A 22,234-nucleotide genomic window follows, 5' to 3' on the forward strand; every position below is an offset into this window, starting at 1 on the left:
CGCACTCCGGATAGCCTCACTTGCTATGGACACCTTGTTCGCGCCGCCGGGCGAGCGCTGGCAGGCCGTGTCGCCGCGACTGCGGACAGTACGGCGGACACTCCTGACATTCTGGCTGGGCTTCGGCGGCCTGGCCGCCGCGATCGCCGTGGGGATCGTCGTCGACTGGCGGCTGGCCGCAGGGGTGATCGTGGTGGCCGCGGCGCTCTTCGGCTGGGCGTGGTGGTTGATCGACCGCAACTGGCGTTCGTGGGGGTACGCGGAGCGCGGTGACGATCTGCTCGTCACCCACGGAGTGCTGTTCAAGACGCTGGTCGTGGTGCCGTACGGACGGATGCAGTTCGTCGACGTGACCGCCGGTCCGGTGGAGCGGAAGTTCGGCATCGCGAAGGTCCAGCTGCACACGGCCACACCTGCGACCGACGCGGAGATTCCAGGGCTGACGCCGGACGAGGCGGAGCGGCTGCGCGACCGGTTGGCCGCACTCGGCGAGGCGCGGGCGACTGGACTGTGAGCTTGACGGACGCGAGGAACGCGATGCCCGAGTGGGAGCCGGGTCGACCCGCCGGCGAGCCGGGGGCTGCCGACGTGCCGACGACCCCTGGTGCGCAGGGTGCCGCCGATGGTCCGGGTGCGGCAGATGGTCCGGGTGCGGCCGATCGTCCACGGCCGGCCGATGGTCCAGGGCCGGCCGATGGTCCAGGGTCGGCCGACGGGGAGCGGACGCAGGTGGGACCGCGGGAGGCCGACGGGGTGCGTTCGGAACCCGCGTTGGAGCTCGAGCCCGACCTCAGCGCGACGGTGACCGAGCTCCGCCGACTGCATCCAGCGACGCCGGTACTCAACGGCTGGAAGTACTTCGCCATCGCCGTGGCGGTCATCGGCCAGGACGCCGTACGCCAGCTGGAGTTCGGGCTCTTCGGCATCCAGCTCGCGGCGGCGTTGGTTCTCGGCGTGGTGCTGGGGTCGTTCTCGTGGTGGTTCACGAAGTACCGGATCGAGGGCGACGAGCTCCGGATCGAGAGCGGCTTTCTGTTCCGGCGTTCGCGGAGAATCCGGATCGACCGGTTGCAGGCCGTCGACATCGTGCGGCCCGTGCTGGCCCGCCTGCTCGGGGTCGCAGAACTTCGGCTCGAGGTGGCCGGCGGCGGCAAGACGGAGGCGCCGCTCGCCTACCTGACCGAGCCCGGTGCGCAACAGCTGCGGGCCGAGCTGCTCGCCCGGGCCGCCGGCCTCGACGCTGACACCCCCGAGGCGCCCGAACGCCGACTGGTCGCCGTACCCCCTGGCGTGCTCCTCGCGTCCACGGTCGTGAGTGCGCCGTTCCTCACCGCGGCGCTCGGCTTCGTCGCCGTCGCCATCACGTCCACCGTCCTGGGCGAGGTCGTCGGGCTCGCGTTCCTCCTCCCATGGGCGCTGGGAGGCCTCGGTGTGGTGTGGCGGCAGTTCATCAGCGAGTTCGGGTTCACCGTGAGCGAGTCGCCGGACGGTCTGCGGATCCGTAAGGGCATGCTCGACACCTGGGCGCAGACCGTGCCGCCGGGGCGGGTGCAAGGAGTCGAGATCGAGCAGCAGCTGCTGTGGCGGCCCAAGACGTGGGTGAAACTCTCGGTCGACGTGGCGGGCTACGGCGGCAAGGGCTCGAACGGGAACCAGACGTCCTCGACGTTGCTGCCAGTCGCGCCGTGGCCGGTGGCCCGCGCGCTCCTGCAGCGGGTACTGCCGGGAGTCGATACCGACGAGGTCGAACGCATGGTGGCGCCGCGGTCGGCCCGCTGGCTACGTCCCATCGGGTGGCGCTACCTTCGCCACGGCACCGACGAGCGGGTCTTCGTCACCGATGCCGGCTGGCTGACCAGGCGTACCGCCGTCGTGCCCCACGCCAAGATGCAGAGCGTCCGGGTGACGCAGGGTCCGCTCCAGCGCCGGCTGGGGCTCGCGAACGTCCATGTCGACACCCCGGTGGGTCCGGTCAACGCGGTCGCGATCCATCGCTCGAGCGCCGTCGCTCGGGAGCTCGCCGAGAAGCAGCCCGAACGTTCGCGCCAGGCCCGCCAGATCGCCGGCCCCGAACGCTGGATGCAGTCAACCCGTGATCATGATCGTGATCAGGAAGGTTTTGCGGGTGTATGAGCCGGTTTTCCTTCACGATCGTGGTCGGCGGCCACGGTCACGGATCAGGGCGGGAGTTCACGAAGCCGGGTGGGAGTTCTGCGTCACCCTTCGCCTGCAGCAGCCACCAGAAGCCGCCGAGACCTGCGGGGTCGACCAACTCGCCCGCTTCGCTCGCCTGTGACAAGGCGGCGAGGTACGCCCGAGGATCGGTGTGGGCCATTGTCAGCGGCGGACGGCCACCGTGGACGCCGAGCACACCCAGCGCCGCTCGCTGGCTGGTCAGCGCCGTTCCTCGTCCCGCGCCGCCCGAATGCTCCCCTGCGTAGGCCACCGCGTCGACCGCCACGTGCGCGGTGATGTCGCATGACCCGTCGGGTACCGGAGCCACCATCCGCCCCGCGCGATAGGCGGTGAGCGTCCCGACCGCGGACCGGCTCTCGCGCAGATGCCCGTAGTCGATGGCGAGTGCAAGCCCTGACCGCAACCGGCGTACGACGTCCGCCCACGCGGAGTCCCGCGGCGCCCCGATCTCCGCCCTCGTGCCCGGCGGTGCGCCGGCAAGTGGCCACCACCCGCGTAGCCAGCCGGCCTGCGTGGGGGAAACGGGTGAGCCGAACCGTTCCTCACCGGTTTCGACGTTCACCTCGATCTGGCGTGCGACGTGATCGGGATCGACCTCGACCACGTCGAGCGGGACGTTGTCCAGCCATTCGTTCGCCACGACGAGAGCGTCGATACCGGGCGGCACCTCGTCCGTCCACGTCACCTCCGCGGGCAGATCGTCCGGCCGTTCGGCGATCTCCACGGCGACGAGGGTGAGGTCCGGCGCGAGCTCGTGCAGCGTGCGGGCCAGCTCGCCCCGCCCGGCGCCGACGTCGACGACCGTCCTGAGGCCCGCCGCATGCGCCAACCGCACCAGTGCGGCCGCGAACGCGGACGACACGTGAACCGAGGTCCGGAAGTGCCGCGCCGGTGCGTGCGTACGAAAGAAGCCGCGCGGACCGTAGAGCGCTTCCGCGGTCGCCGCCCGCCAGGTTTGCCAGCTGCCGGAGGCCGCGCACCCTGGAATTCCGGTCTCCACGGGCGCGACCCTAGTCACCTTGCTCACCCGGCCGCCCGACCTGTCCGAAGATGCTGAACGCCGGAGGGGATCCGATCCTTCGGACAAGGTGAGCTGCCTGCCTCAGCCGACGTTGAACAGAATGACCAGGATGAACCACAAAGCGACGAACGCGAGTTCCAGGTAGCCGAGGACCAGTCCCGTCACCGCGAGGCCCGCCCCGTCGTCGTTCGTACGCCGGATGCGGGCAAGCGCGAGGTGGCCCGTCACGATGGCTGGCACCGCGCTCATGCCGGACGTGCACAGGCCGAGAATGGCGCACGCGATGGAGACCTTGGCGAGCGGCTCGGTGACGCGGACAGGTGCGGGCACGTAGTTGGCCCAGGGGTTGGCCAGCGGTGCTGGTGGCGGCATCCGGGGACTCGGAAGGGCCGCTGAGCGACCGACGGTCTCATCGTGGGGCGCAGGCAACCGACCGGCGTACCCCGTGCCCTCACCCGAGGTCCCACCGGATATGCCGGGGACGCCGGGCCTTGGCGGAAGGGGGATACTCGGCGTTCCGGACCCATCGGGCGCACCGGGCGCGGGAAGCTGTGTCGGGAACGGAAGGGGCCCCACCGGCAGGTCCACGATCTGGCCGTGGAGTTCGCCGTAGGTACGGGACCTCATGACGATATCGAGGCGTTCGCTGTGTTCGTCCCAGTCGAGGCGGCCTTCGGCCACGGCTGCCTTGAGCACGTCGGCCGCACGCTCCCGATCAGCGTCGGACGCCCGCATGGACTGCCAGTCCGTGCTCATCTCACCCCCAGCCCGGGTCGAGATGGGATGCCGCGTCGAGGCGACCGCGGAACACTCCCCTCCTGCCATTGTGCAGTGCAGCGGACGAGTTGGCCGCGATCTGCGATGCCTGGCTTCTCCGGCCCACCGCAAGTCCGGCATTCGGGGTGAGCCGCCTGGGGGAGTTCGGCCACCGACCCGGGGGATGACCTGGCGGGGGTGGCAGTGCGGCGGGTGATGGAGCGCCAGGCGAGCGTCAGAAGGAGCTGAAGATGCCGGCGCCGAAGAGGATCACCAACAGGGTTCCGATGACCGCGGAGTATCCGACACAGAGCCCGACGATCGCCATGCCGCGGCCGTCATCGCCACTGTCCCTGATCCGGGAGAGCGCCATGTGGCCGGTCACGATGGCGGGGACCGCCGTGAGACCGCACGTGAACGTCGAGATCACGGCCAGGATCACCGACGCCTTGGCCAGGTCGTCGGTCGGGCGGGCGGCGGGAGGGGTGTAGTGCGCCCACGGGTTCATCGCCTGCGTGGCATAACGGGGCACGTCCGGATAGGACGCCCGGGCTCCTCCTGCGGGGAACGGCAGCGGACCCGCCGGCAGGTCGGCGACAAGGCGCTGCAACTCGCCGTAGGAACGTGCCCGCATGGCAAGGTCAAGCCGGCGGCGATGCTCGGCGTCGTCGAGCCGACCTTCCGCGTACGCAGCCTTGAGGACGTCGGCGGTGCGCTCCCGGTCAGCGTGGGACGCCCGCATCGACTGCCAGTCGCCGCTCATGGGCGCCCCCCTTCGTTCACTGTCCTCATCCGAACCGCGGACCTGTACCCATTGTGACCCCCGGACGCGAGTTTCACGGCCCGGGACATGATCGGTCGACCGGTGATGACCGGATGACCGCCGGAGCTGGAGGACCGCGGTCGGCAGAGGTGCCGGTGGTGGCAGAGGGACGAGTGGTGGCAGAGGGACGAGTGGTGGCAGAGGGACGAGTGGTGGCTGAGGGACGAGTGGTGGCTGAGGGACGAGTGGTGGCTGAGGGACGAGTGGTGGCAGAGACGCCGGCGCTTTGCCCGGGGACAAGTAGGGTGGCGGAGCCGGGGGCAGCCGTATGCGCCTTGTCCCTCGTACCGCCCCGACTGGACACTCACGCGAGGAAAGGCGACGGCCGATGCTGTTCGCGATCGACGTCGGCAACACCCAGACGGTGCTCGGCCTCTTCGCCGGCGCCGAGCTGGTCGATCACTGGCGGGTGGCCACCGATGACCGGCGTACGGCCGACGAACTGGCCGTGTTGGTCGCCGGGCTGCTGGCCGGCCGGTCGGGCACGGCCGCGGCTTCGGCCGCAACCTCCGCCGCGCCGCCGGGTGCGGCCCCAACCTCGGCCCCAACTTCCGCGTCAGCCGAGAGATCCGGTGTGGGGCCGGGCGGTGTGACCGGGGTCGCGGTCTGTTCCACCGTGCCGGCGGTCCTGTACGAACTCCGCGAAATGCTGCGCCGGTACTACGCGGACGTGCCCGGTGTGGTGGTCGAACCGGGCGTACGTACGGGCGTCCCGGTCCTCATGGACAATCCGCGGGAAGTGGGCGCGGACCGGATCGTCAACGCACTTGCGGTTTTCGAACGCCACGGCCGACCCTGCATCGTCGTCGACTTCGGCACCGCCACCACGTTCGACGTCGTGAGCGCGCGGGGAGAGTACATCGGCGGCGCGATCGCGCCGGGCATCGAGATCTCGCTCGAAGCCCTCGGCCGCCGTGGCGCCCAACTGCGTCGGGTAGAGCTGCTCCGTCCCCGCACGGTGATCGCCAAGAACACGGTCGAAGCCCTGCAGTCCGGCGCCGTCTACGGTTTCGCCGGCCAGGTCGACGGACTTGTCGAGCGGATGGTTGCCGAACTCGGACTCACCCTCGACGACGTCACGATCGTCGCCACCGGCGGGCTCGCTCCGCTCGTGATCGAGCAGTGCCGCACCGTCGATCACCACGAGCCCTGGCTGACCCTGCATGGACTCCGTCTGGTCTATGAGCGCAACCGACCTGGAGAATGAGTCGCCCGTCGATCCGAGTCGAACCGACCTGAGTCGCCCAACCGAATCTGACTGGCCCGCGACTCCCGGCGGGACCACGGATCTCTACCTGGAGGTGCGAGAGTGAGCGTTCTGAAGGCGTTCGACCTGTCCGGCAAGACCGCTCTGGTCACGGGCGGCAACCGCGGCCTGGGGCGGGCATTCGCGCTCGCTCTCGCCGAGGCCGGCGCAGACGTCGCGATCGGCGCGCGTGATGCCACCCGGTCGAGCAAGGTCGTGGCGGAGATCGCCGAACGGTCTGTCCGCGGGTTCGCGGTGCCCGCCGACATCACCCAACGCGCCGACGTCGAACGCATGACAGACGCGGTGATCGCCGAGTTCGGCAGGATCGACATTCTCGTCAACAATGCCGGTGACTGTGTTCATCGCGCGGCCCTCGACGTGCCCGACGAGGAATGGCACCGGGTGATCGACGTCAACCTGCACGGTGTCTGGTTGTGCAGCACGATCGCCGCGCGCCACATGATCGCGTCCGGTGGTGGAGCCATTGTCAATATCGGCTCGATCTCCTCACTCATCGTCAACCGCCCGCAGTGGCAGCCGGCCTACAACGCGTCGAAGGCGGCGGTGCACCAGCTCACCAAGTCTCTCGCCGCCGAGTGGGCGCCGCACAATATCCGGGTCAATGCGTTGGCTCCCGGATATGTCAAAACCGAGATGGCTCCCGTCGACCGGCCGGAGTTCCGCCGGCACTGGATTGAGGACGCTCCGATGCAGCGGTACGCCGTACCGGAGGAAATCGCGCCGAGTGTCGTCTATCTCGCGAGCGACGCGTCGTCGTTCATGACCGGAACCGTCCTCGTCATCGACGGCGGCTACACCCTCTGGTAAATCCGCGTCGTGCCGCGGTGAATGCGTACGTCCCGCCAGGGCTGGGCGGGCGGGTTCGTGCCGTTTCCGGGCCGCCCGTGGTGCTGCTCAGGACGTGGGTGCCCGGCCGGCGAGGAGATCACGTACCTCGGGAACGTGCCGCGTGGCGTTCACGAGTACGTCGGGAAAGTCCGTCGTCACGGCGTCGGCACCCGCACGGAGGGCGCGGAGCAGCCCTTCGGCGTCGTTGACCGGCCAGGTGTAGACCTCGAACCCTTCGGCGTGGCACGTCCTGGCGAATTCCTCGTCCAGTTCGGCCAGTCCGGGACACACCGCGCTGACGCCGAGGGAGCGGCCCTTTTCGACGAGTTCGGGGCGCGCGTGGGACGCGATGAGCCCCGTCTTCATGGTCGGGAGATAACTGCGCGTCTCCTGGATGGTCTCGGCGGAGAACGACGTCACCGTGATCCGGTCGGCGAGGCCACGTCCGCGGATCATGTCGAGGGCCGGACGGCATGCTTCGGCCGCCTTGATCTCCGCCTGCAGCGGTAGGTCGATCTCGTCCAACACTTCAGCGAACGTGGGAATCTTCTCGCCCGCTCCCGCGTCAAGCGTCTTGACCTCGTCGAGGGTGATGGCCGCGATCGGCCCCTTTCCGTCGGTCGTCCTCTCGACATCGGCGTCGTGCAGGATCACCAGGTGTTCGTCACTGGTGAGGCGCAGATCGAGCTCGACCGCGTGGGCTCCTTCGGCGACCGCCCGCCGAAAGGAACGAAGAGTGTTCTCGGGTTCGAGTCCCAAGGCGCCGCGGTGTCCGACGAGGGCGAAGGTCACTGGTGGCCTACCTACTTCTCGAGTCGGCGTTCGGAGTGGACATTCGTTCCGGCAGGTGATGAGCCTCTCACAGCCGCGTGGCCATGTGCGCAACCGGCCGGGAGGCCGACGGCGTACCATCGGCTCCGATTGTGGTGACCCTGATTGTGCTGACCCCGATTGTGGCGGCCCGGCGTTGTGGGCCACCCGGCATTGTGGGCCACCCGGCATTGTGGTGGCGAGCTTCGTTCGCCGGGCCACCCCGATAAGCACAGTGTTGTTCGTACCTAATAATCTGGGAAGCCATGACCGATACGCCTGCGGCTGATCCTGCGCGAGAAGACGATCTTCCGGAGCAGATGCGGATCAGGCGCGACAAGCGTTCCCGGTTGATCGAACGCGGCATCGATCCCTATCCGGTCTCCATCGCACGTACGCATACACTCGCCGAGCTTCGCGCGACGTTCCACGACCTTCCGCCGGACCACTCGACCGGTGAAACGGTGACCGTTGTCGGCCGCGTCATCTTCCTCCGGATCACCGGCAAGCTCTGCTTCGCGAGGCTCCGTGACGGCGACGGCGCCGAGGTGCAGGCCATGGTCTCTCTCGACCGGCTAGGTGCTGAGTCGCTCGCCGACTGGAAGTCCCAGGTCGATATCGGTGACCACGTGGGTGTCGAGGGGGAAGTCATCACCAGCCGGCGTGGTGAGCTCTCGGTTGCCGCCACGCGGTGGTTCATCGCCGCCAAGGCTCTCCGGCCTCTTCCGGTCGAACACAAGGAACTGTCCGACGAGCACCGGGTCCGGCAGCGCTATCTCGACCTCATCGCCCGGCCGGAAGCGCGCGAGCAGCTGCTCGCCCGGTCGGCCGCGACCGCGTCCATCCGGAACACTCTCACCGCACGTGGCTATGTCGAAGTCGAAACCCCTGTGCTGCAGGCCATCCACGGCGGTGCCGCGGCCCGGCCGTTCGCCACCCATTTCCATGCGTTCGACCGGGAGTACTACCTGCGGATCGCGATCGAGCTGTACCTCAAGCGACTGGTTGTCGGCGGCGTCCACAAGGTTTTCGAGATCGGACGCAACTTCCGCAACGAGGGCCTCGACAGCACGCATTCGCCGGAGTTCACGATGCTCGAGGCGTACGAAGCATATGGCGACTATCACACGATGGCCGAACTCGTCCGCACCCTGATCCTCGATGCCGCCAGGGCGCTGGGGTCCACCGTCGTACCAGACGGTGAGGGTGGAGAGATCGACCTCGAGTCCGAATGGCGCTGGCTTCCCGTCCATGAGGCGGTTTCCGCGGCGGTCGGCGAAGAGATCACGCCGGACACGAAGGAGCCGGAGCTGCGGCGGTACGCCGACCGGCTCGATGTCGCCCTGCAACCCGGCTGGACATCGGGCGAGATCGTGCTGGAGCTGTTCGAGAAGCTCGTCGAGCACACGATCGTCGAGCCGACATATGTCTGCGACTATCCAGCCGACGTACGCCCGCTCGCCCGGCCACATCGAAAGGACCCGCGCCTCGCCGAGGCTTTCGACCTGATAGCGGCGGGAGTCGAGCTGTCACCGGCATATTCCGAGCTCGTCGATCCGGTCGAGCAACGCGAGCGACTCCTCCAGCAGTCGATCCGGGCGGCTGGCGGCGATCCGGACGCGATGCAACTCGACGAGGATTTCCTGCGTGCCCTCGAATACGGCATGCCACCCACTGGCGGCATGGGCCTGGGAATTGATCGGCTGGTCATGCTGCTGACCGGCACCCGCTCCATTCGCGACACCATCCTCTTCCCCCTGGTCAAGCCCGAGTTCTGAGGAAGCTCCGGGAGCTCAGGTGGTGCCGCACTCGAAACGCAATGGATCGGCTGCATTGCGTCAGGACCCATTGCGGACGTGTTTCGGCGATGTCGCCACCTCGATTGAACAGGGACACCACGGTCGGCAGGTTTGGCGGCGTCGCATTGGGCGGCAGCTTTCCGAGGTCCCTGTCATTCGCTGGTCGCTTCCCCGATGTCACCTGAGATAGTGCAATGAAGTAGCTATTCCCCGTTTGCCCGAGCCCCAATTTGGCTCTATTGTTGTGCCAGCCCGCGAGTATTCGAGAAGGGAACCCCCGTAGTGGCGACAAAGACTAACGTCGTTCTTATCGACGACCTTGATGGGTCGGAGGCCGAGGAGAGCGTGAAGTTTGCGCTTGACGGTGTCTCCTACGAGATCGATCTCTCCGCCAAGAATGCCGCGAAGCTGCGGAAGGAACTTGGCTCCTACGTCGGCTCCGCCCGCCGGGTTGGTGGACGCGCTGCTCGAGGTCGGGCCGCCAAGCCGGTTCGTGGTGCGGCCCGCAAGCCCGAAACCGCGGACATCCGCGCTTGGGCCAAGGACCAGGGTTATGACGTGAGTGACCGTGGTCGGATTCCGGCCGAGATCATCGAGGCTTACCAGAAGGGTCGCCGATAGGGCGGCAAGTGGTTCCGCCCGGTGGCGTCGCTCCACGGCCTGAGCCGGGCAGATCCTGACGACGGTTTGCTTCCCACTTCCTGAGATCACCTAGGATGCGCCGCACCATCCGCTTCCGACGATCCCAAGATGCCTGGGGGGATTGAGTGGATGAAGGCGGGATCGTAACAAGGCGTCATTGATGTCTACGCTGAGTGACATTCCTTGGTAAGACGCGAAGGCCCCTGAGGATCGTCCTTGGGGGCCTTGTCGTACCTCCCTGAACGTTCATGTGAGGGACGTCGGCTTACGGAGCGTTACGCCATCCGCGACATGCGGGGTACTTCCGGTGTTCGCTTCGGGCGTAACACCTCGTCAGATGCGGCACCCAGGGAACAGAGTAGGAAGACCTGACAGTTGCATGTTGCGTACCGTTCACAGCCCGCAGCCGATTGATCTCATGTCGAAACCTGGTGGGATCGGGATAGGTCGTCGGTGGGGTCTAGCATGAAACGCAGGGGCCGGGGATTCGTCCCGACCCCTCGAGCCGTCTCCAGCCCGGGGAGCAAAGATGTTTGAGAGGTTCACCGACCGCGCGAGGCGGGTTGTCGTCCTGGCCCAGGAAGAGGCCCGGATGCTCAGCCACAACTACATCGGCACCGAGCACATCCTTCTGGGTCTGATCCACGAGGGCGAGGGCGTCGCCGCCAAGGCGCTCGAGAGCCTCGGTATCTCGCTGGAGGCCGTCCGCGCCCAGGTCGAGGAGATCATCGGCCAGGGTCAGCAGGCGCCCAGCGGGCACATCCCGTTCACGCCGCGGGCCAAGAAGGTCCTCGAGTTGTCCCTTCGCGAGGCCCTCCAGCTCGGCCACAACTACATCGGCACCGAACACATCCTTCTCGGTCTGATCCGCGAGGGTGAGGGCGTGGCTGCCCAGGTGCTGGTCAAGTTGGGTGCCGACCTCGGTCGGGTCCGCCAGCAGGTCATCCAGCTGCTCTCGGGCTACCAGGGCAAGGAGACCGCGAGCGCCGGTGCGAGTGGCAGTGGCGAGGGTTCGCCGCAGGGTTCGCTCGTCCTGGACCAGTTCGGACGCAACTACACACAAGGTGCACGCGAGGGCAAGCTCGACCCGGTGATCGGCCGGGAGAAGGAAATCGAGCGGGTCATGCAGGTGCTGTCCCGACGCACAAAGAACAACCCGGTGCTCATCGGAGAGCCAGGCGTCGGCAAGACCGCGATCGTCGAGGGCCTCGCCCAGCAGATCGTCCGCGGCGACGTGCCCGAGACGCTCAAGGACAAGCAGATCTACAGCCTCGACCTGGGCGCCCTCGTCGCCGGGTCGCGTTACCGCGGTGACTTCGAGGAACGCCTGAAGAAGGTCCTCAAGGAGATCCGCACCCGCGGCGACATCATCCTGTTCATCGACGAGCTGCACACCCTCGTGGGTGCCGGCGCCGCCGAGGGCGCGATCGACGCGGCGAGCATCCTCAAGCCGATGCTGGCCCGCGGCGAGCTGCAGACCATCGGTGCGACCACACTCGACGAATACCGCAAATACCTCGAGAAGGATGCCGCGCTCGAACGCCGGTTCCAGCCGATCCACGTGCAGGAGCCGTCCATCGCCCTGACCATCGAGATGCTCAAGGGCCAGCGCGACCGGTACGAAGCGCACCACCGGGTGACGATCACCGACCAGGCGATCGTGGCCGCGGCGGAGCTCTCCGAGCGCTACATCTCCGACCGTTACCTCCCCGACAAGGCGATCGACCTGATCGACGAGGCCGGCTCGAGGCTGCGGATCCGGCGGATGACCGCGCCGCCTGACCTGCGGGAGTTCGACGAGCGGATCGCCAACGTCCGTCGCGACAAGGAAGCCGCGATCGACGCTCAGGACTTCGAGCGTGCCGCCTCCCTGCGCGACGAGGAGAAGAAGCTCATCGCGCAGAAGGCCGAGCGGGAGAAGCAGTGGAAGGCCGGCGACATGGACGTCGTGGCCGAGGTCGACGAGGAGCTCATCGCCGAGGTCCTCGCGATCGCCACCGGCATCCCCGTCTTCCGTCTCACCGAGGAGGAGTCGCAGCGCCTGCTCCGCATGGAGGATGAGCTGCACAAGCACTACATCGGCCAGGAAGACGCGGTGCACGCTCTGGCGAAGTCGATCCGGCGGACCCGGGCGGGCCTGAAGGACCCGAAGCGGCCGAGCGGTTCGTTCATCTTCGCCGGACCGTCCGGTGTCGGTAAGACCTACCTGTCGAAGACGCTCGCGGAGTTCCTCTTCGGTGACGAGTCGGCGCTGATCGCACTCGACATGAGCGAGTACTCCGAGAAGCACACCGTCTCGCGGCTGTTCGGTTCGCCTCCTGGCTACGTCGGCTACGACGAGGGCGGCCAGCTGACCGAGAAGGTGCGGCGCAAGCCGTTCTCGGTCGTCCTCTTCGACGAGATCGAGAAGGCCCACCCCGAGATCTTCAACTCGCTGTTGCAGATTCTCGAAGAAGGCCGGCTCACCGACGCCCAGGGTCGGGTCGTCGACTTCAAGAACACGGTCATCATCATGACGACCAACCTCGGTACGAAGGACATCGCCAAGGGTGTCCACCTCGGGTTCTCGCAGGCCCAGGACAACCGTGGTTCGTACGAACGGATGAAGAACAAGGTGCAGGAAGAGCTGAAGCAGCACTTCCGGCCGGAGTTCCTCAACCGGGTCGACGAGATCATCGTCTTCCCGCCGTTCACCGAGGACGAGGTTCTGGAGATCGTCGATCTGCAGATCGCCGAGGTCGAGAACCGGCTGAAGAACAAGGACATGGGCATCGAGGTGACCCAGCCGGCGAAGCAGCTGCTGGCCAAGCGTGGTTGGGACCCGGTGATGGGCGCCCGGCCGCTGCGCCGGACGATCCAGCGCGAGATCGAGGACGCACTGGCCGAGAAGTTGCTGTTCGGCGAGCTCACGCCTGGCCAGATCGTGTTGGTCGACGTCGAAGGCGAGGGCAAGGCGGCGACGCTGACCTTCCGCGGTACGCCGAAGGCTGCCGTGCCTGACCTGCCGACGATCACCGCCACGACCCAGGAGTAGTCACCCACACTGCTCACACGCAGAGAGGGGCGGCCACGGTCATCCGTGGCCGCCCCCTCCCTTTTCCCTACGCCGCGCGTCCCGTGATCATGATCGTGATCACGAAGCGTATGGGGAACTATGGCCCCGTTTCCCTTCATGGCTCTGTTTGCCTTCATGATCATTGGCGGGCTCGGCTCGCTCTGATCGGGCCGGGAGTTGGAACGCGTCACTGGTCACGGGCTCGACGAGACCGTCGGCGACGAGGCTGTCGAGGGCCCGTTCGCGTTGGATCGAGTCGGACCAGGCGGCGTCCAGCTCCGGTCTGGCGACCGGGCCGGGTGCTTCACGGAGGACCCTCAGCAGCCGGCCCCGGCACTGGCGGTCTGTGCCCTCGTACGTCTGTCGCCGCCGCGCGGGTCCGTCGTACGCCGGCCGACCGGCGATTCGCCAGGCGCACATCCGGCTGAGCGGGCAGGCCGCACACCGCGGCGACCGCGCCGTGCACACGAGCGCGCCGACCTCCATGACGGCGACCGCCCAGGATGCGGCTGTCTCGGCCTCGTCCGGTAGCAGGCTCGCAGCGGTCCGGCGTTCGCCCGCAGTGGTGGCTGTCGGCGGGTATTCCACCCCTTCGACGACCCGTCCGAAGACGCGCCGGACGTTCGTGTCCAGCACGGCATGCCGCTGCCGGAAGGCGAACGACGCGACCGCGGCCGCGGTGTAGTCGCCGATGCCGGGGAGCGCGCGAAGATCGTCGTACGCCGCCGGGACGTCGCCGTCGTGGCTGCGCGCGATCGTTGTCGCGGCCGCGTGCAGTCGCAGCGCCCGACGCGGATAGCCGAGCCGACCCCACTGCCGCACCGCCTCGCCGGGAGCGTCGTCGGCGAGCGCACGCGGCTCTGGCCAGCGTCGCAGCCATGAGTCGTACGCCGGAAGGACGCGGTTCACGGGAGTCTGCTGGAGCATGATCTCGCTGACGAGGATGCCCCACGGGCTGGCTTCGGGCCGTCGCCAGGGCAGGTCGCGGGCGTTGGCGGCGTACCAGCGCAGGACCGGCGCGTGCAGAGGTGACGTCGGCATGACAAGACCGATCTTCCCACGCGCTGGTATCGGTGTCGGGTTAGCGGTCTCCGGCCGTGAGGAGTACGGCGTGGGGGCGGGATATCGCGCGGCCGGCTCGTTACGCTCCGTGTCATGGGCTCGCTGCTCCGGCCGGTCGGGCCGCTGCCGGCGTGGGTCTACTGGGCACGGCGGGCGGTCCTCTTCGTCCTGCTCGCACTCCTCATCTGGCTCGTCGCCAGCTCGCTGACCCCGAACGATCCGAAAGGTGCCGCCGCGCCCGCCCGCGGCGACGGGGCGGGTCCCACGTCGAACGCATCTGATCGGCCGCAGTCGCGGAACACCCCGTCGGCTCCGTCGGCCCCGCGCCCAACCTCCGGCGGGGGGAAGGAGTCGCATATGCCAGAAGTGAAGGTGCCAGCGACCTCACCCGCGCACACGAAGCAGCCGGGTGCGCGACCGGTGGCGAGTCCGAGCGCCTGTCCCGCGAGCTGGCTCGAGGTACGTACGGACGCCGCGAAGGACGGCCCGGCGATGGCCGGATCTGAGGTGGATGTCGTCGTCGAGATCGTGAACGACGGTGCGGATCCGTGCGTCCTTACCGTCGACGCGGAGTCGTTCCAGGTCCAGGTCACCTCTGGGAACGACCTGATCTGGGACACGAGTCACTGCCCGTCGGTCGTACCTTCGGGCACGTTCACCCTCGGCCCGGCGAAGGCGCAGAGGGTCGCGATCGCGTGGCCGGGGATGCGTTCGCGCGAAGGGTGCCCCTCCGGGCAGCCGAAGGCACTGCCCGGCTACTACGCGGCGGGTGCCTCCGTGCACGGTCGGGCTTCCGCGACCGATCGCTTCCAGCTGACCGCCATCTGACCGCAGCATTCACTGTCGTCGCCGTGCCCGAGCGGTTCGAGTGGTGCTCAAGCGGAACCGCTGACCGGGAGCCCCGGGCCGGCTCTCAGGACGTGAGATGGCCGATTCCGCACCGTGACAGCGCTCGCGGCGAGGGACTAGCGTGCGAGCGGTGCTTGCGTAGATGCGACCGTCGTTCCGGGGTTTCAAGCACCAATGGGCACATCGTCGTGCGCTGGTTCAGGCCAACCTCGCCACCGGAGCGACGGCATGCGAACGGAGCGGCTCTCGATGACAGATCTGGCGATCGGCGTGATCGGATACGGCCTCCGCGGTGGGCTGTCGAGGCATGCGCACCGGCCCGACGAGGGCTCCAGGGTCGTCGCCCTCTACGACCCGGACACCTCGGCGCATGACCGGTTCCGCAACGATTTCGGTTCAGGCGTACGCACGACAAAGGATCTCGACGAGTTCCTCGCGTACGGTCTGGACGCGGTGTTTGTCGTGAGTCCCGACTACCTGCATGAGGAACACGCGCTCGCCATGCTGGGCGCCGGAATTTCGATCTACCTGGAAAAGCCGATGGCGATCACCACCGAGGGCTGCGACCGGATTCTCGCCGCGGCCCAGAAGTCGGATGGCCGGCTTTACCTCGGGCACAACATGCGCCACATGCCGTTCGTACGGGAAATGAAACGGCTGATCGACGACGGCGCCATCGGCGAACCGAAGGTGGCGTGGTGCCGGCATTTCGTCGGGAACGGCGGCGACTTCTACTTCGCCGACTGGCACGCCGAACGACGGTATGGCACGAGCCTGCTGCTCCAGAAGGGCGCGCACGACATCGATGTGCTGCACTGGCTGTGCGGGTCGTACGCCCAAGAGGTGACGGGTATGGGCGACCGCATGGTGTATTCGCCGGAACAGGGCGGTGGCGAAGCCACGGCGTGGTGGAAGAGTGCCGATCGCCTGAAGCGCTGGCCGCCGAAATCGTTGACCGGGCTCAATCCGGCCATGGATGTCGAGGACGTGTCGATGCTGACGATGCGGCTCGGCAACGGCATTCTCGCGTCGTACCAGCAGTGTCATTTCACGCCGGACTACTGGCGCAACTACACGATCATCGGTACCGAGGGGCGGATCGAGAACTTCGGCAATGGTGAGCCCGGCACGGCGATCCGGGTGTGGAACCAGCGGCACGACTACCACGCCGAGGGAGATGTCGCGGTTCCGCTGGAGCCGGAGACCGGTGGTCACGGTGGTGCGGACCCGCGGATCGTGGGGGAGTTCCTGCGGTACGCCCGCGAGGGTGGTGACACCGAGACGTCGCCGGTCGCGGCGAGGTACGCGGTGGCGGCCGGATGTGCGGGAGCGGAGTCGCTGCGGTCCGGCGGGGTCCCGGTGCGGGTTCCTGACGTGGACCCGGCGGCTGCGGCCCACTTCGGCGGGTGAGCTCAACCCACTGAGAGGTCGCTCCGCCGGCCTGCGTTGTTCGGCGCTCCGCGGGGGTCCGTGGCTCGGGCGGGACTCGCCGGGTCTCCCGCGTTCGTCGCGTGCGCGCAACGGGGATTTCTGACGCTGAATGGTCCGGCCCGTGGGCAATCTGATGGCCTTCCAGCCGACTTGCGAAATCCATTGCGTATACGCAATACTCAATGGCGCACGCGCACCAACACGGGGATGTAGGAGCTCGCGTGCCGGGTCCATCACCGCGGACTCGGACTCGTGAGCCGCACACACGCACGTCGGCGGTCTTCCTGCTTCGGAGGGGGCGGCAGGACGACCGTCGGCGGTGCCGTCTACCAGCTTCGCCGACGCCGCTGTCATCGCAGGAACGCAATGAGGGGGAGAGATGAAGGCAAGGTTCATCGGATTCGTGTCGGCGTTGGCGCTCGCGGCAGGGGTTGCGCTCTTCGCCGCTGGCCCCGGTCACGCGGCAACGCCCGCCGTACAGATCACCAAGGTCTACTACAACTCGCCGGGCACGGACACCCGGTCGAACAAGAGCCTGAACGCGGAGTACATACGCCTGACCAACCGGCGGACGTCCGCCATCAAGCTCAAGGGCTGGACCCTGCGAGACAAGGCGAATCACGTCTACACCTTCGCCACCTACACGCTCGGCGCCGGCAAGAGTGTCTACATCCACACTGGGAAGGGCACCAACACCACCTCCCACCGGTACTGGGGGCAGGGCGACTACGTCTGGAACAACACCGGCGACACCGCCTACCTTCGTACGCCCGCACGGACACTCGTCGACAGCTGCTCGTGGGGAAGCAAGGGCAGCTACACCACCTGTTGACGTCATACGTTCACCGGCCGGTGGCGTCGGCACTTCTGAAGCGGTTGGTCAGGGGCGCCCCTGATGCGTCCCTATGGGGCCAGGGTGCCCTTCATGTGAAGGCTCCCTGGGTGGGGTGCCGCTCACGCAAAAGGCTCCCTGGGTGCTGATGCCTTTCATGCAAAAGGCTCCCGGGTGCTGCCTTGCATGCGTACGTACAACCAGCGCGGCGCGCCAGTGCAGGCTCAGACGTAGCGTTCGAGGATGCTCGACTCGGCGAGCCGGGACAGTCCTTCGCGGACCGAGCGGGCGCGGTGTTCTCCCACCCCACCCACCGCCTGCAGGTCGTCGATGCTCGCGGCGAGCAGCTTCTGCAGGCTGCCGAAGTGGTCGACGAGCCGGTCGATGACCGCACCGGGGAGGCGGGGCACCTTGGCCAGGAGCCGGTAGCCGCGCGGGCTCACCGCCGCGTCGAGGGCGTCGCCACCGTGGCCGAGAGCGCGGGCGACCGAGCCGATGTCCAACAGATCCGTGGCGGAGATGGCGTCCAGCTCGTCGAGGGCTTCGTTCACGTTGCGGGGTCGCCGGCTGGGAGCGGCGGGGAGATAGTCGCGCGCGACGAGTTCGCGCTCCGGCCCGACGCCTGCGACGAGCTCGTCCAGCTGGAGGGACAGCAGCCGGCCGTCGACGCCGAGCTCGACGACGTACCCCTGGATCTCGTTGGCGATCCGGCGCACCATTTCCAGCCGCTGGGCGACCGCGGCGACGTCGCGAACGGTCACCAGGTCCTCGATCTCCAGTGCGGACAGCGTGCCCGACACCTCGTCGAGCCGGAGCTTGTAGCGCTCGAGCGTCGCGAGGGCCTGGTTGGCGCGGGACAGGATCTGGCCGGTGTCCTCGAGGACGTACCTGATGTCATCGACGTACAGCCCGATAATCCGCATCGACTGTGACACCGAGACGACCGGGAATCCGGTCTGCTTGGCGACCCGCTCGGCGGTGCGGTGGCGGGTGCCCGTCTCGACCGTCGGGATCGAGGAGTCGGGCATCAGGTGGACGGCGGCCCGCAGGATCCGGGTGCAGTCGCGGTCGGCGATGATCGCGCCGTCCATCTTGGCGAGCTCGCGGAGCCCGGTGGCACTGAACTCGACATCCAGAGCGAAGCCGCCGGTGCACAACGTGTCCACGGTGCGGTCGTATCCGAGCACGATGAGGGCGCCGGTACGGCCGCGGAGGACGCGCTCGAGCCCGTCGCGCAACGCCGTTCCCGGCGCGACCGCGGCGAGCGTCGCCCGGAGTCGGGCGTCCGGGCCCTTGTCACTTGCAGCCACAACTCTCCAGGATTGGTCAAGCCTGCTCTGCAGCAGTCTACGTGGGGGGCCCCGGCGTCGCGCCGCACGCCATGCCCGGTGCCTTGCGTGAGTGGTAAGTCAGGAGTCTGACGGTGTTGGGCCCCTGCCGGAGGCCAAAAGTCGCTCAACGTGACCGGTAGTGGACACAGCGGTGCGGCTGGGCGGGCGAGACGGCATCTTCGTACCCGCTCAGACTCTGGGAGGGGCCGATGACCGCAGCTGTCCGACCACACACCCTGCGCACGGAGTACGCCGAGAACCCCGTGGGCCTCGAGGAGCCGGCCCCGAGGTTCTCCTGGCTCCTCGCGACCACACCTGCGGCGACCACACCTGCGGCGACCACACCCGCGGCGACCACACCCGCGGCGACCGGGACGAGGCGCACCGACTACGGCTCCCAGGACGAGGGTTCGCGGGGTTCAGCGGCCGGTCAGTCGGCGTACCAGATCAGGGTGGCGTCCTCGGTCGACGTGCTCCTCGCCGGCGGGTCCGATGTCTGGGACTCCGGGCCCGTCGAGTCGAGGCGTTCGGCGCAGGTGGAGTACGCAGGTCAGCCCCTCCGGTCGGCCACGCCGTATCTCTGGACGGTCCGTGTCTGGGATGCGGCCGGCGAGGCGTCGGAGTGGTCGGATCCGGCGTCGTTCGAGATGGGTCTGCTCTCGCCCGACGACTGGGGCGGTGCCAGGTGGATCGGACACCCGGCGAGCTGGTCGGCGGGCGGCCTGCCGAACGGCGGAGCGGCCGAAGCCCTGCCCGCGCCGCTCCTGCGTACGGCGTTCAGGTTGTCGCGTGGGGACTCGACCGGCAGCCCGCCTGTGCGGGCGCGGCTCTACGCCTGCGGGTTGGGATATGGCGAGTACTACCTCGACGGCCACCGGATCGGGCGTGCGGTGCTGGACCCGGCGCCCACCAACTACGACGCCACCGTCCTCTACTCGACGTATGACGTGACCGACCTCCTCGCGGCCGGGCCGCCCGGCGCCGAGCACGTACTCGCCGCCCACCTCGGGCGGGGCCGGTACGGCGAGCCGACGACGAGCGTGTGGTACTGGGAGCAGGCACCCTGGTGGGACCACCCGAAACTGCTGGCCCAGTTGGTCGTGTCGTACGCCGATGGCCGTGTGCAGCGGATCGTGACCGACCCGACCTGGCGCAGTATCGACGGTCCGGTCCGCGTGGACTCGCTGTTCGCCGGTGAACGCTACGACGCCCGCCACGAGCAGCCGGGATGGACCGAGCGCGGCTTTGACGACTCCGGGTGGTCGCCCGCGGCCGCGGTGGCGCCGCCGAAGGGTGCGCTGCGCGCGCAGCAGGTCGAACCGATCGAGCCGGTGGCAGAGATCGCACCAGTCGCGCTCACCTCGCCGCGGCCAGGGGTGTTCGTCTTCGACGTGGGCCAGCAGATCGCCGGGTGGGCCCGGCTGCGCCTGTCGGGGCCGGCGGGTACGGAGGTGACGATCAGCTACGGCGAGAAGCTGCGTGCCGATGGCACGGTCGAAACCGACCAGCAGTTGCGGCTGATCGATGCCGATATCCAGACCGACGCGTACGTTCTCCGGGGCGGTGACGTCGAAACGTACGAGCCGCGCTTTTCGTACAAGGGATTTCAGTTCGTCCAGGTCGAGTATCCGGTGGATGGCGTCGACAGCCACGGCAAGGGCAGCGAGCCTTACCGGCCCGCGCTCGCGGACCTGCGCGCTATCGTCGTCCACACGTCGGTCGCGTCGACGGGCGAGTTCTTGTGCGACGACGAGTTGGTCAATCGACTGCATTCGGCGACCCGCTGGGCGATTCTCAACAACCTGCACGGCGTGCCGACGGATACGCCGGTGTTCGAGAAGAACGGCTGGACCGGTGACGCCCACCTCACTGCCGGCGCGGCCGCGCACAACTTTCACATGCCGCGCTTCTATACCAAGTGGCTGCAGGACTGGGTTGACGCGCAGATGCTGAGTGGCGAGTTTCCTCCCATCATTCCGACCAGTGGGTGGGGCTATCACGGCGATTCGCGGTCGGCGATCGCCGGTCCGATTCCGGCGTGGGAGGTGGCGTACGTCGAAATCCTGTGGACGATGTACATGTCCTACGGTGATGAACGGATTCTCTCCCGACACTACGATCACGCGCGACGCTATCTCGACTATCTGGTCGACGGTTACGTCGACGATGATGTCGTCCTGGTGGGACTCGGGGACTGGCTGCCGCCGGATGTGGGTGGGGCACCGCCGGAGGGTCCGGGCATCTATGAGACGGCGTACACCTGGCGTTACGCCGCACTGCTCGCCGCCATCGCCGCGGTGATCGGCCGGGACGGCGACATTCCTGCGTACGAAGAGCTTCAGGGCAGGTTGAGGTCCGGATTCAACCGCGCCTTCTTCGATGCCGCGGCGGGGATCTATCACGGCGAGAAGCCGGCGGGGTACCGTCAGGCGGCCAATGTCATCGCGCTGTCGTTCGGCCTGGTGCCGCAAGACGTGCGTCCAAGAGTGTTCGGCAATCTCGTCGCGGACATCCATGCCCGTCAAGATCACCTTGACACCGGTGTGATCGGTACGAAGCTGCTCTTTCCGTTGTTGACCGCGAACGGCGAGGTGGACCTGGCATTCAGGGCGGCCACCCAGCGTACCTACCCTGGTTACGGTTTCTGGATCGAACAGGGCGCGACCTCGCTGTACGAGCACTGGGGTGCGGACTCGCGTTCGCGGAACCACCATTTCTTCGGCCATGTCGACCAGTGGTTCGTCGAGGACCTCGCCGGGCTGTCACCGTCCGCGCCCGGGTATGCAACGGTGCGGGTCCGGCCGGTGCCACCCCAGGCGCTCGGTCATGCGTACGCCTCCATCGACACCATCCGCGGCAGGGTGGCGACGTCATGGCGGCGGCGTGACGACGGATACGAACTCCGCGTGGAACTTCCACCCGGCGTAACCGGCGAGGTGTACCTCCCACGAGCGGCAGGTGGCCACGAAGACGCCCGCGAGTGCGGCGACGGCGTCCACATCTTCACCTGATCAGGTTGGCCGATCATGGAGGGCGCGAGAGAGGAAGAGCAGGGCTCCCTTGTCGTCGTCCTCGCGGCGGTCGAGTTCCATGCCTATCCGCTGCAGGACCCGCACCGATGCCAGGTTGCCCGGACGGACCGTTGCCCACACACGCCCCAGCCGGGCACGGGCGCACTCCGCGAGGACCGCCTCCGCTGCCTCGGTGGCGTATCCGAGACGTTGGCTGTCCCGCCTGATCATGTAGCCGATCTCTGGTTCGTTCGCGCCGGTCCGTCCGACAAAGATGCCGCAGTTGCCAATGAGCCGGCCCGTCGCCTTCAGCCGCACTCCGTACCAACAAAGACTCAGGTCTGTTCGGGTCGCGATTCGACGCTCGATCCATGCTTCGGTCTGCTCGATCCGGGTGAACGGACCACCGCCGATCGTGTGTGTATGCGGATCGGCGAAGATCTCGTGTAACGCCGGTGCGTCATCGCGCCGAAATGCCCGCAGGCGCAGGCGTTTCGTCGAAAGGGAAGGCCGCATCG

18 protein-coding genes are annotated in these 22,234 nt (G+C 67.9%); 11 read left to right on the forward strand and 7 right to left on the reverse strand.

Features of this window, described 5'->3' with window-relative positions; genetic code table 11:
- The first annotated feature begins 25 nt into the window (after positions 1–25).
- Both ABNF93_RS21875 and ABNF93_RS21880 read left to right on the forward strand, forming a co-directional pair.
- The gene (locus tag ABNF93_RS21875) at positions 26–514 is read left to right on the forward strand and encodes a PH domain-containing protein (RefSeq protein ID WP_349329998.1); all 489 of its coding nucleotides are present in this window, start codon (positions 26–28) and stop codon (positions 512–514) included.
- Positions 515–537: 23 nt separating this feature from the next.
- Positions 538–2,133, forward strand: coding sequence for a PH domain-containing protein (locus tag ABNF93_RS21880; RefSeq protein WP_349329999.1), 1,596 nt, complete (start codon positions 538–540; stop codon positions 2,131–2,133).
- A 37-nt stretch (positions 2,134–2,170) separates the two neighbouring features.
- Here the strand turns inward: ABNF93_RS21880 and ABNF93_RS21885 are convergent, their stop codons facing one another.
- The 3 genes from ABNF93_RS21885 to ABNF93_RS21895 all read right to left on the reverse strand — a co-directional run bounded on the left by ABNF93_RS21885 (position 2,171) and on the right by ABNF93_RS21895 (position 4,736).
- The gene (locus tag ABNF93_RS21885; RefSeq protein WP_349330000.1) at positions 2,171–3,196 is read right to left on the reverse strand and encodes an SAM-dependent methyltransferase; all 1,026 of its coding nucleotides are present in this window, start codon (positions 3,194–3,196) and stop codon (positions 2,171–2,173) included.
- Between the two features lie 102 nt (positions 3,197–3,298).
- Positions 3,299–3,973: a DUF1707 and DUF4190 domain-containing protein gene (locus ABNF93_RS21890; protein WP_349330001.1), complete on the reverse strand. Its 675-nt coding sequence runs from the start codon at positions 3,971–3,973 to the stop codon at positions 3,299–3,301.
- A gap of 235 nt (positions 3,974–4,208) precedes the next feature.
- Complete coding sequence (locus tag ABNF93_RS21895; protein WP_349330002.1) at positions 4,209–4,736, reverse strand: DUF1707 and DUF4190 domain-containing protein; 528 nt, start codon at positions 4,734–4,736, stop codon at positions 4,209–4,211.
- A gap of 388 nt (positions 4,737–5,124) precedes the next feature.
- Between ABNF93_RS21895 and ABNF93_RS21900 the strand changes: the two genes are divergently transcribed.
- On the forward strand, positions 5,125–6,003 hold the full coding sequence (locus ABNF93_RS21900; RefSeq protein WP_349330003.1) for a type III pantothenate kinase: 879 nt from the start codon (positions 5,125–5,127) through the stop codon (positions 6,001–6,003).
- Between the two features lie 102 nt (positions 6,004–6,105).
- Positions 6,106–6,873: an SDR family NAD(P)-dependent oxidoreductase gene (locus ABNF93_RS21905; protein WP_349330004.1), complete on the forward strand. Its 768-nt coding sequence runs from the start codon at positions 6,106–6,108 to the stop codon at positions 6,871–6,873.
- 87 nt (positions 6,874–6,960) lie between these two features.
- On the opposite strand, the gene ABNF93_RS21910 is transcribed toward ABNF93_RS21905, so the two are convergent.
- Positions 6,961–7,686: a glycerophosphodiester phosphodiesterase gene (locus ABNF93_RS21910; protein WP_349330005.1), complete on the reverse strand. Its 726-nt coding sequence runs from the start codon at positions 7,684–7,686 to the stop codon at positions 6,961–6,963.
- 284 nt (positions 7,687–7,970) lie between these two features.
- Between ABNF93_RS21910 and lysS the strand changes: the two genes are divergently transcribed.
- The 3 genes from lysS (at position 7,971) to ABNF93_RS21925 (ending at position 13,179) form a co-directional block, all read left to right on the forward strand.
- Positions 7,971–9,482, forward strand: a complete 1,512-nt coding sequence (gene lysS, locus ABNF93_RS21915) for a lysine--tRNA ligase (RefSeq protein WP_349330006.1) — start codon at positions 7,971–7,973, stop codon at positions 9,480–9,482.
- Positions 9,483–9,785: 303 nt separating this feature from the next.
- The gene (locus ABNF93_RS21920) at positions 9,786–10,124 is read left to right on the forward strand and encodes a histone-like nucleoid-structuring protein Lsr2 (protein WP_349330007.1); all 339 of its coding nucleotides are present in this window, start codon (positions 9,786–9,788) and stop codon (positions 10,122–10,124) included.
- Between the two features lie 550 nt (positions 10,125–10,674).
- Positions 10,675–13,179 carry an ATP-dependent Clp protease ATP-binding subunit gene (locus tag ABNF93_RS21925; RefSeq protein WP_349330008.1) on the forward strand — a complete coding sequence of 835 codons (2,505 nt, stop codon included), beginning with the start codon at positions 10,675–10,677 and terminating at the stop codon, positions 13,177–13,179.
- 99 nt (positions 13,180–13,278) lie between these two features.
- On the opposite strand, the gene ABNF93_RS21930 is transcribed toward ABNF93_RS21925, so the two are convergent.
- Positions 13,279–14,241 carry an iron-sulfur binding domain-containing protein gene (locus ABNF93_RS21930; RefSeq protein WP_349330009.1) on the reverse strand — a complete coding sequence of 321 codons (963 nt, stop codon included), beginning with the start codon at positions 14,239–14,241 and terminating at the stop codon, positions 13,279–13,281.
- A gap of 114 nt (positions 14,242–14,355) precedes the next feature.
- Between ABNF93_RS21930 and ABNF93_RS21935 the strand changes: the two genes are divergently transcribed.
- From ABNF93_RS21935 to ABNF93_RS21945, 3 genes are all read left to right on the forward strand, one after another.
- Entirely contained in the window at positions 14,356–15,090 is a 735-nt protein-coding gene (locus tag ABNF93_RS21935) for a hypothetical protein (protein ID WP_349330010.1), read from the forward strand.
- A 270-nt stretch (positions 15,091–15,360) separates the two neighbouring features.
- Positions 15,361–16,521 carry a Gfo/Idh/MocA family protein gene (locus ABNF93_RS21940; protein ID WP_349330011.1) on the forward strand — a complete coding sequence of 387 codons (1,161 nt, stop codon included), beginning with the start codon at positions 15,361–15,363 and terminating at the stop codon, positions 16,519–16,521.
- 400 nt (positions 16,522–16,921) lie between these two features.
- A complete protein-coding gene (locus ABNF93_RS21945; RefSeq protein ID WP_349330012.1) occupies positions 16,922–17,374 on the forward strand; it encodes a lamin tail domain-containing protein in 453 nt (150 codons plus the stop codon).
- A 224-nt stretch (positions 17,375–17,598) separates the two neighbouring features.
- Here the strand turns inward: ABNF93_RS21945 and disA are convergent, their stop codons facing one another.
- Positions 17,599–18,684, reverse strand: coding sequence for a DNA integrity scanning diadenylate cyclase DisA (gene disA / locus ABNF93_RS21950; protein WP_349330013.1), 1,086 nt, complete (start codon positions 18,682–18,684; stop codon positions 17,599–17,601).
- A 230-nt stretch (positions 18,685–18,914) separates the two neighbouring features.
- On the opposite strand from disA, the gene ABNF93_RS21955 reads away from it, so the two are divergent.
- A complete protein-coding gene (locus tag ABNF93_RS21955; RefSeq protein ID WP_349330014.1) occupies positions 18,915–21,716 on the forward strand; it encodes a family 78 glycoside hydrolase catalytic domain in 2,802 nt (933 codons plus the stop codon).
- On the opposite strand, the gene ABNF93_RS21960 is transcribed toward ABNF93_RS21955, so the two are convergent.
- Entirely contained in the window at positions 21,717–22,232 is a 516-nt protein-coding gene (locus tag ABNF93_RS21960; RefSeq protein ID WP_349330015.1) for a GNAT family N-acetyltransferase, read from the reverse strand.
- Positions 22,233–22,234: the final 2 nt, after the last annotated feature.

It is taken from the genome of Actinopolymorpha sp. B9G3 (assembly GCF_040120725.1).
Taxonomy (GTDB): domain Bacteria; phylum Actinomycetota; class Actinomycetes; order Propionibacteriales; family Actinopolymorphaceae; genus Thermasporomyces.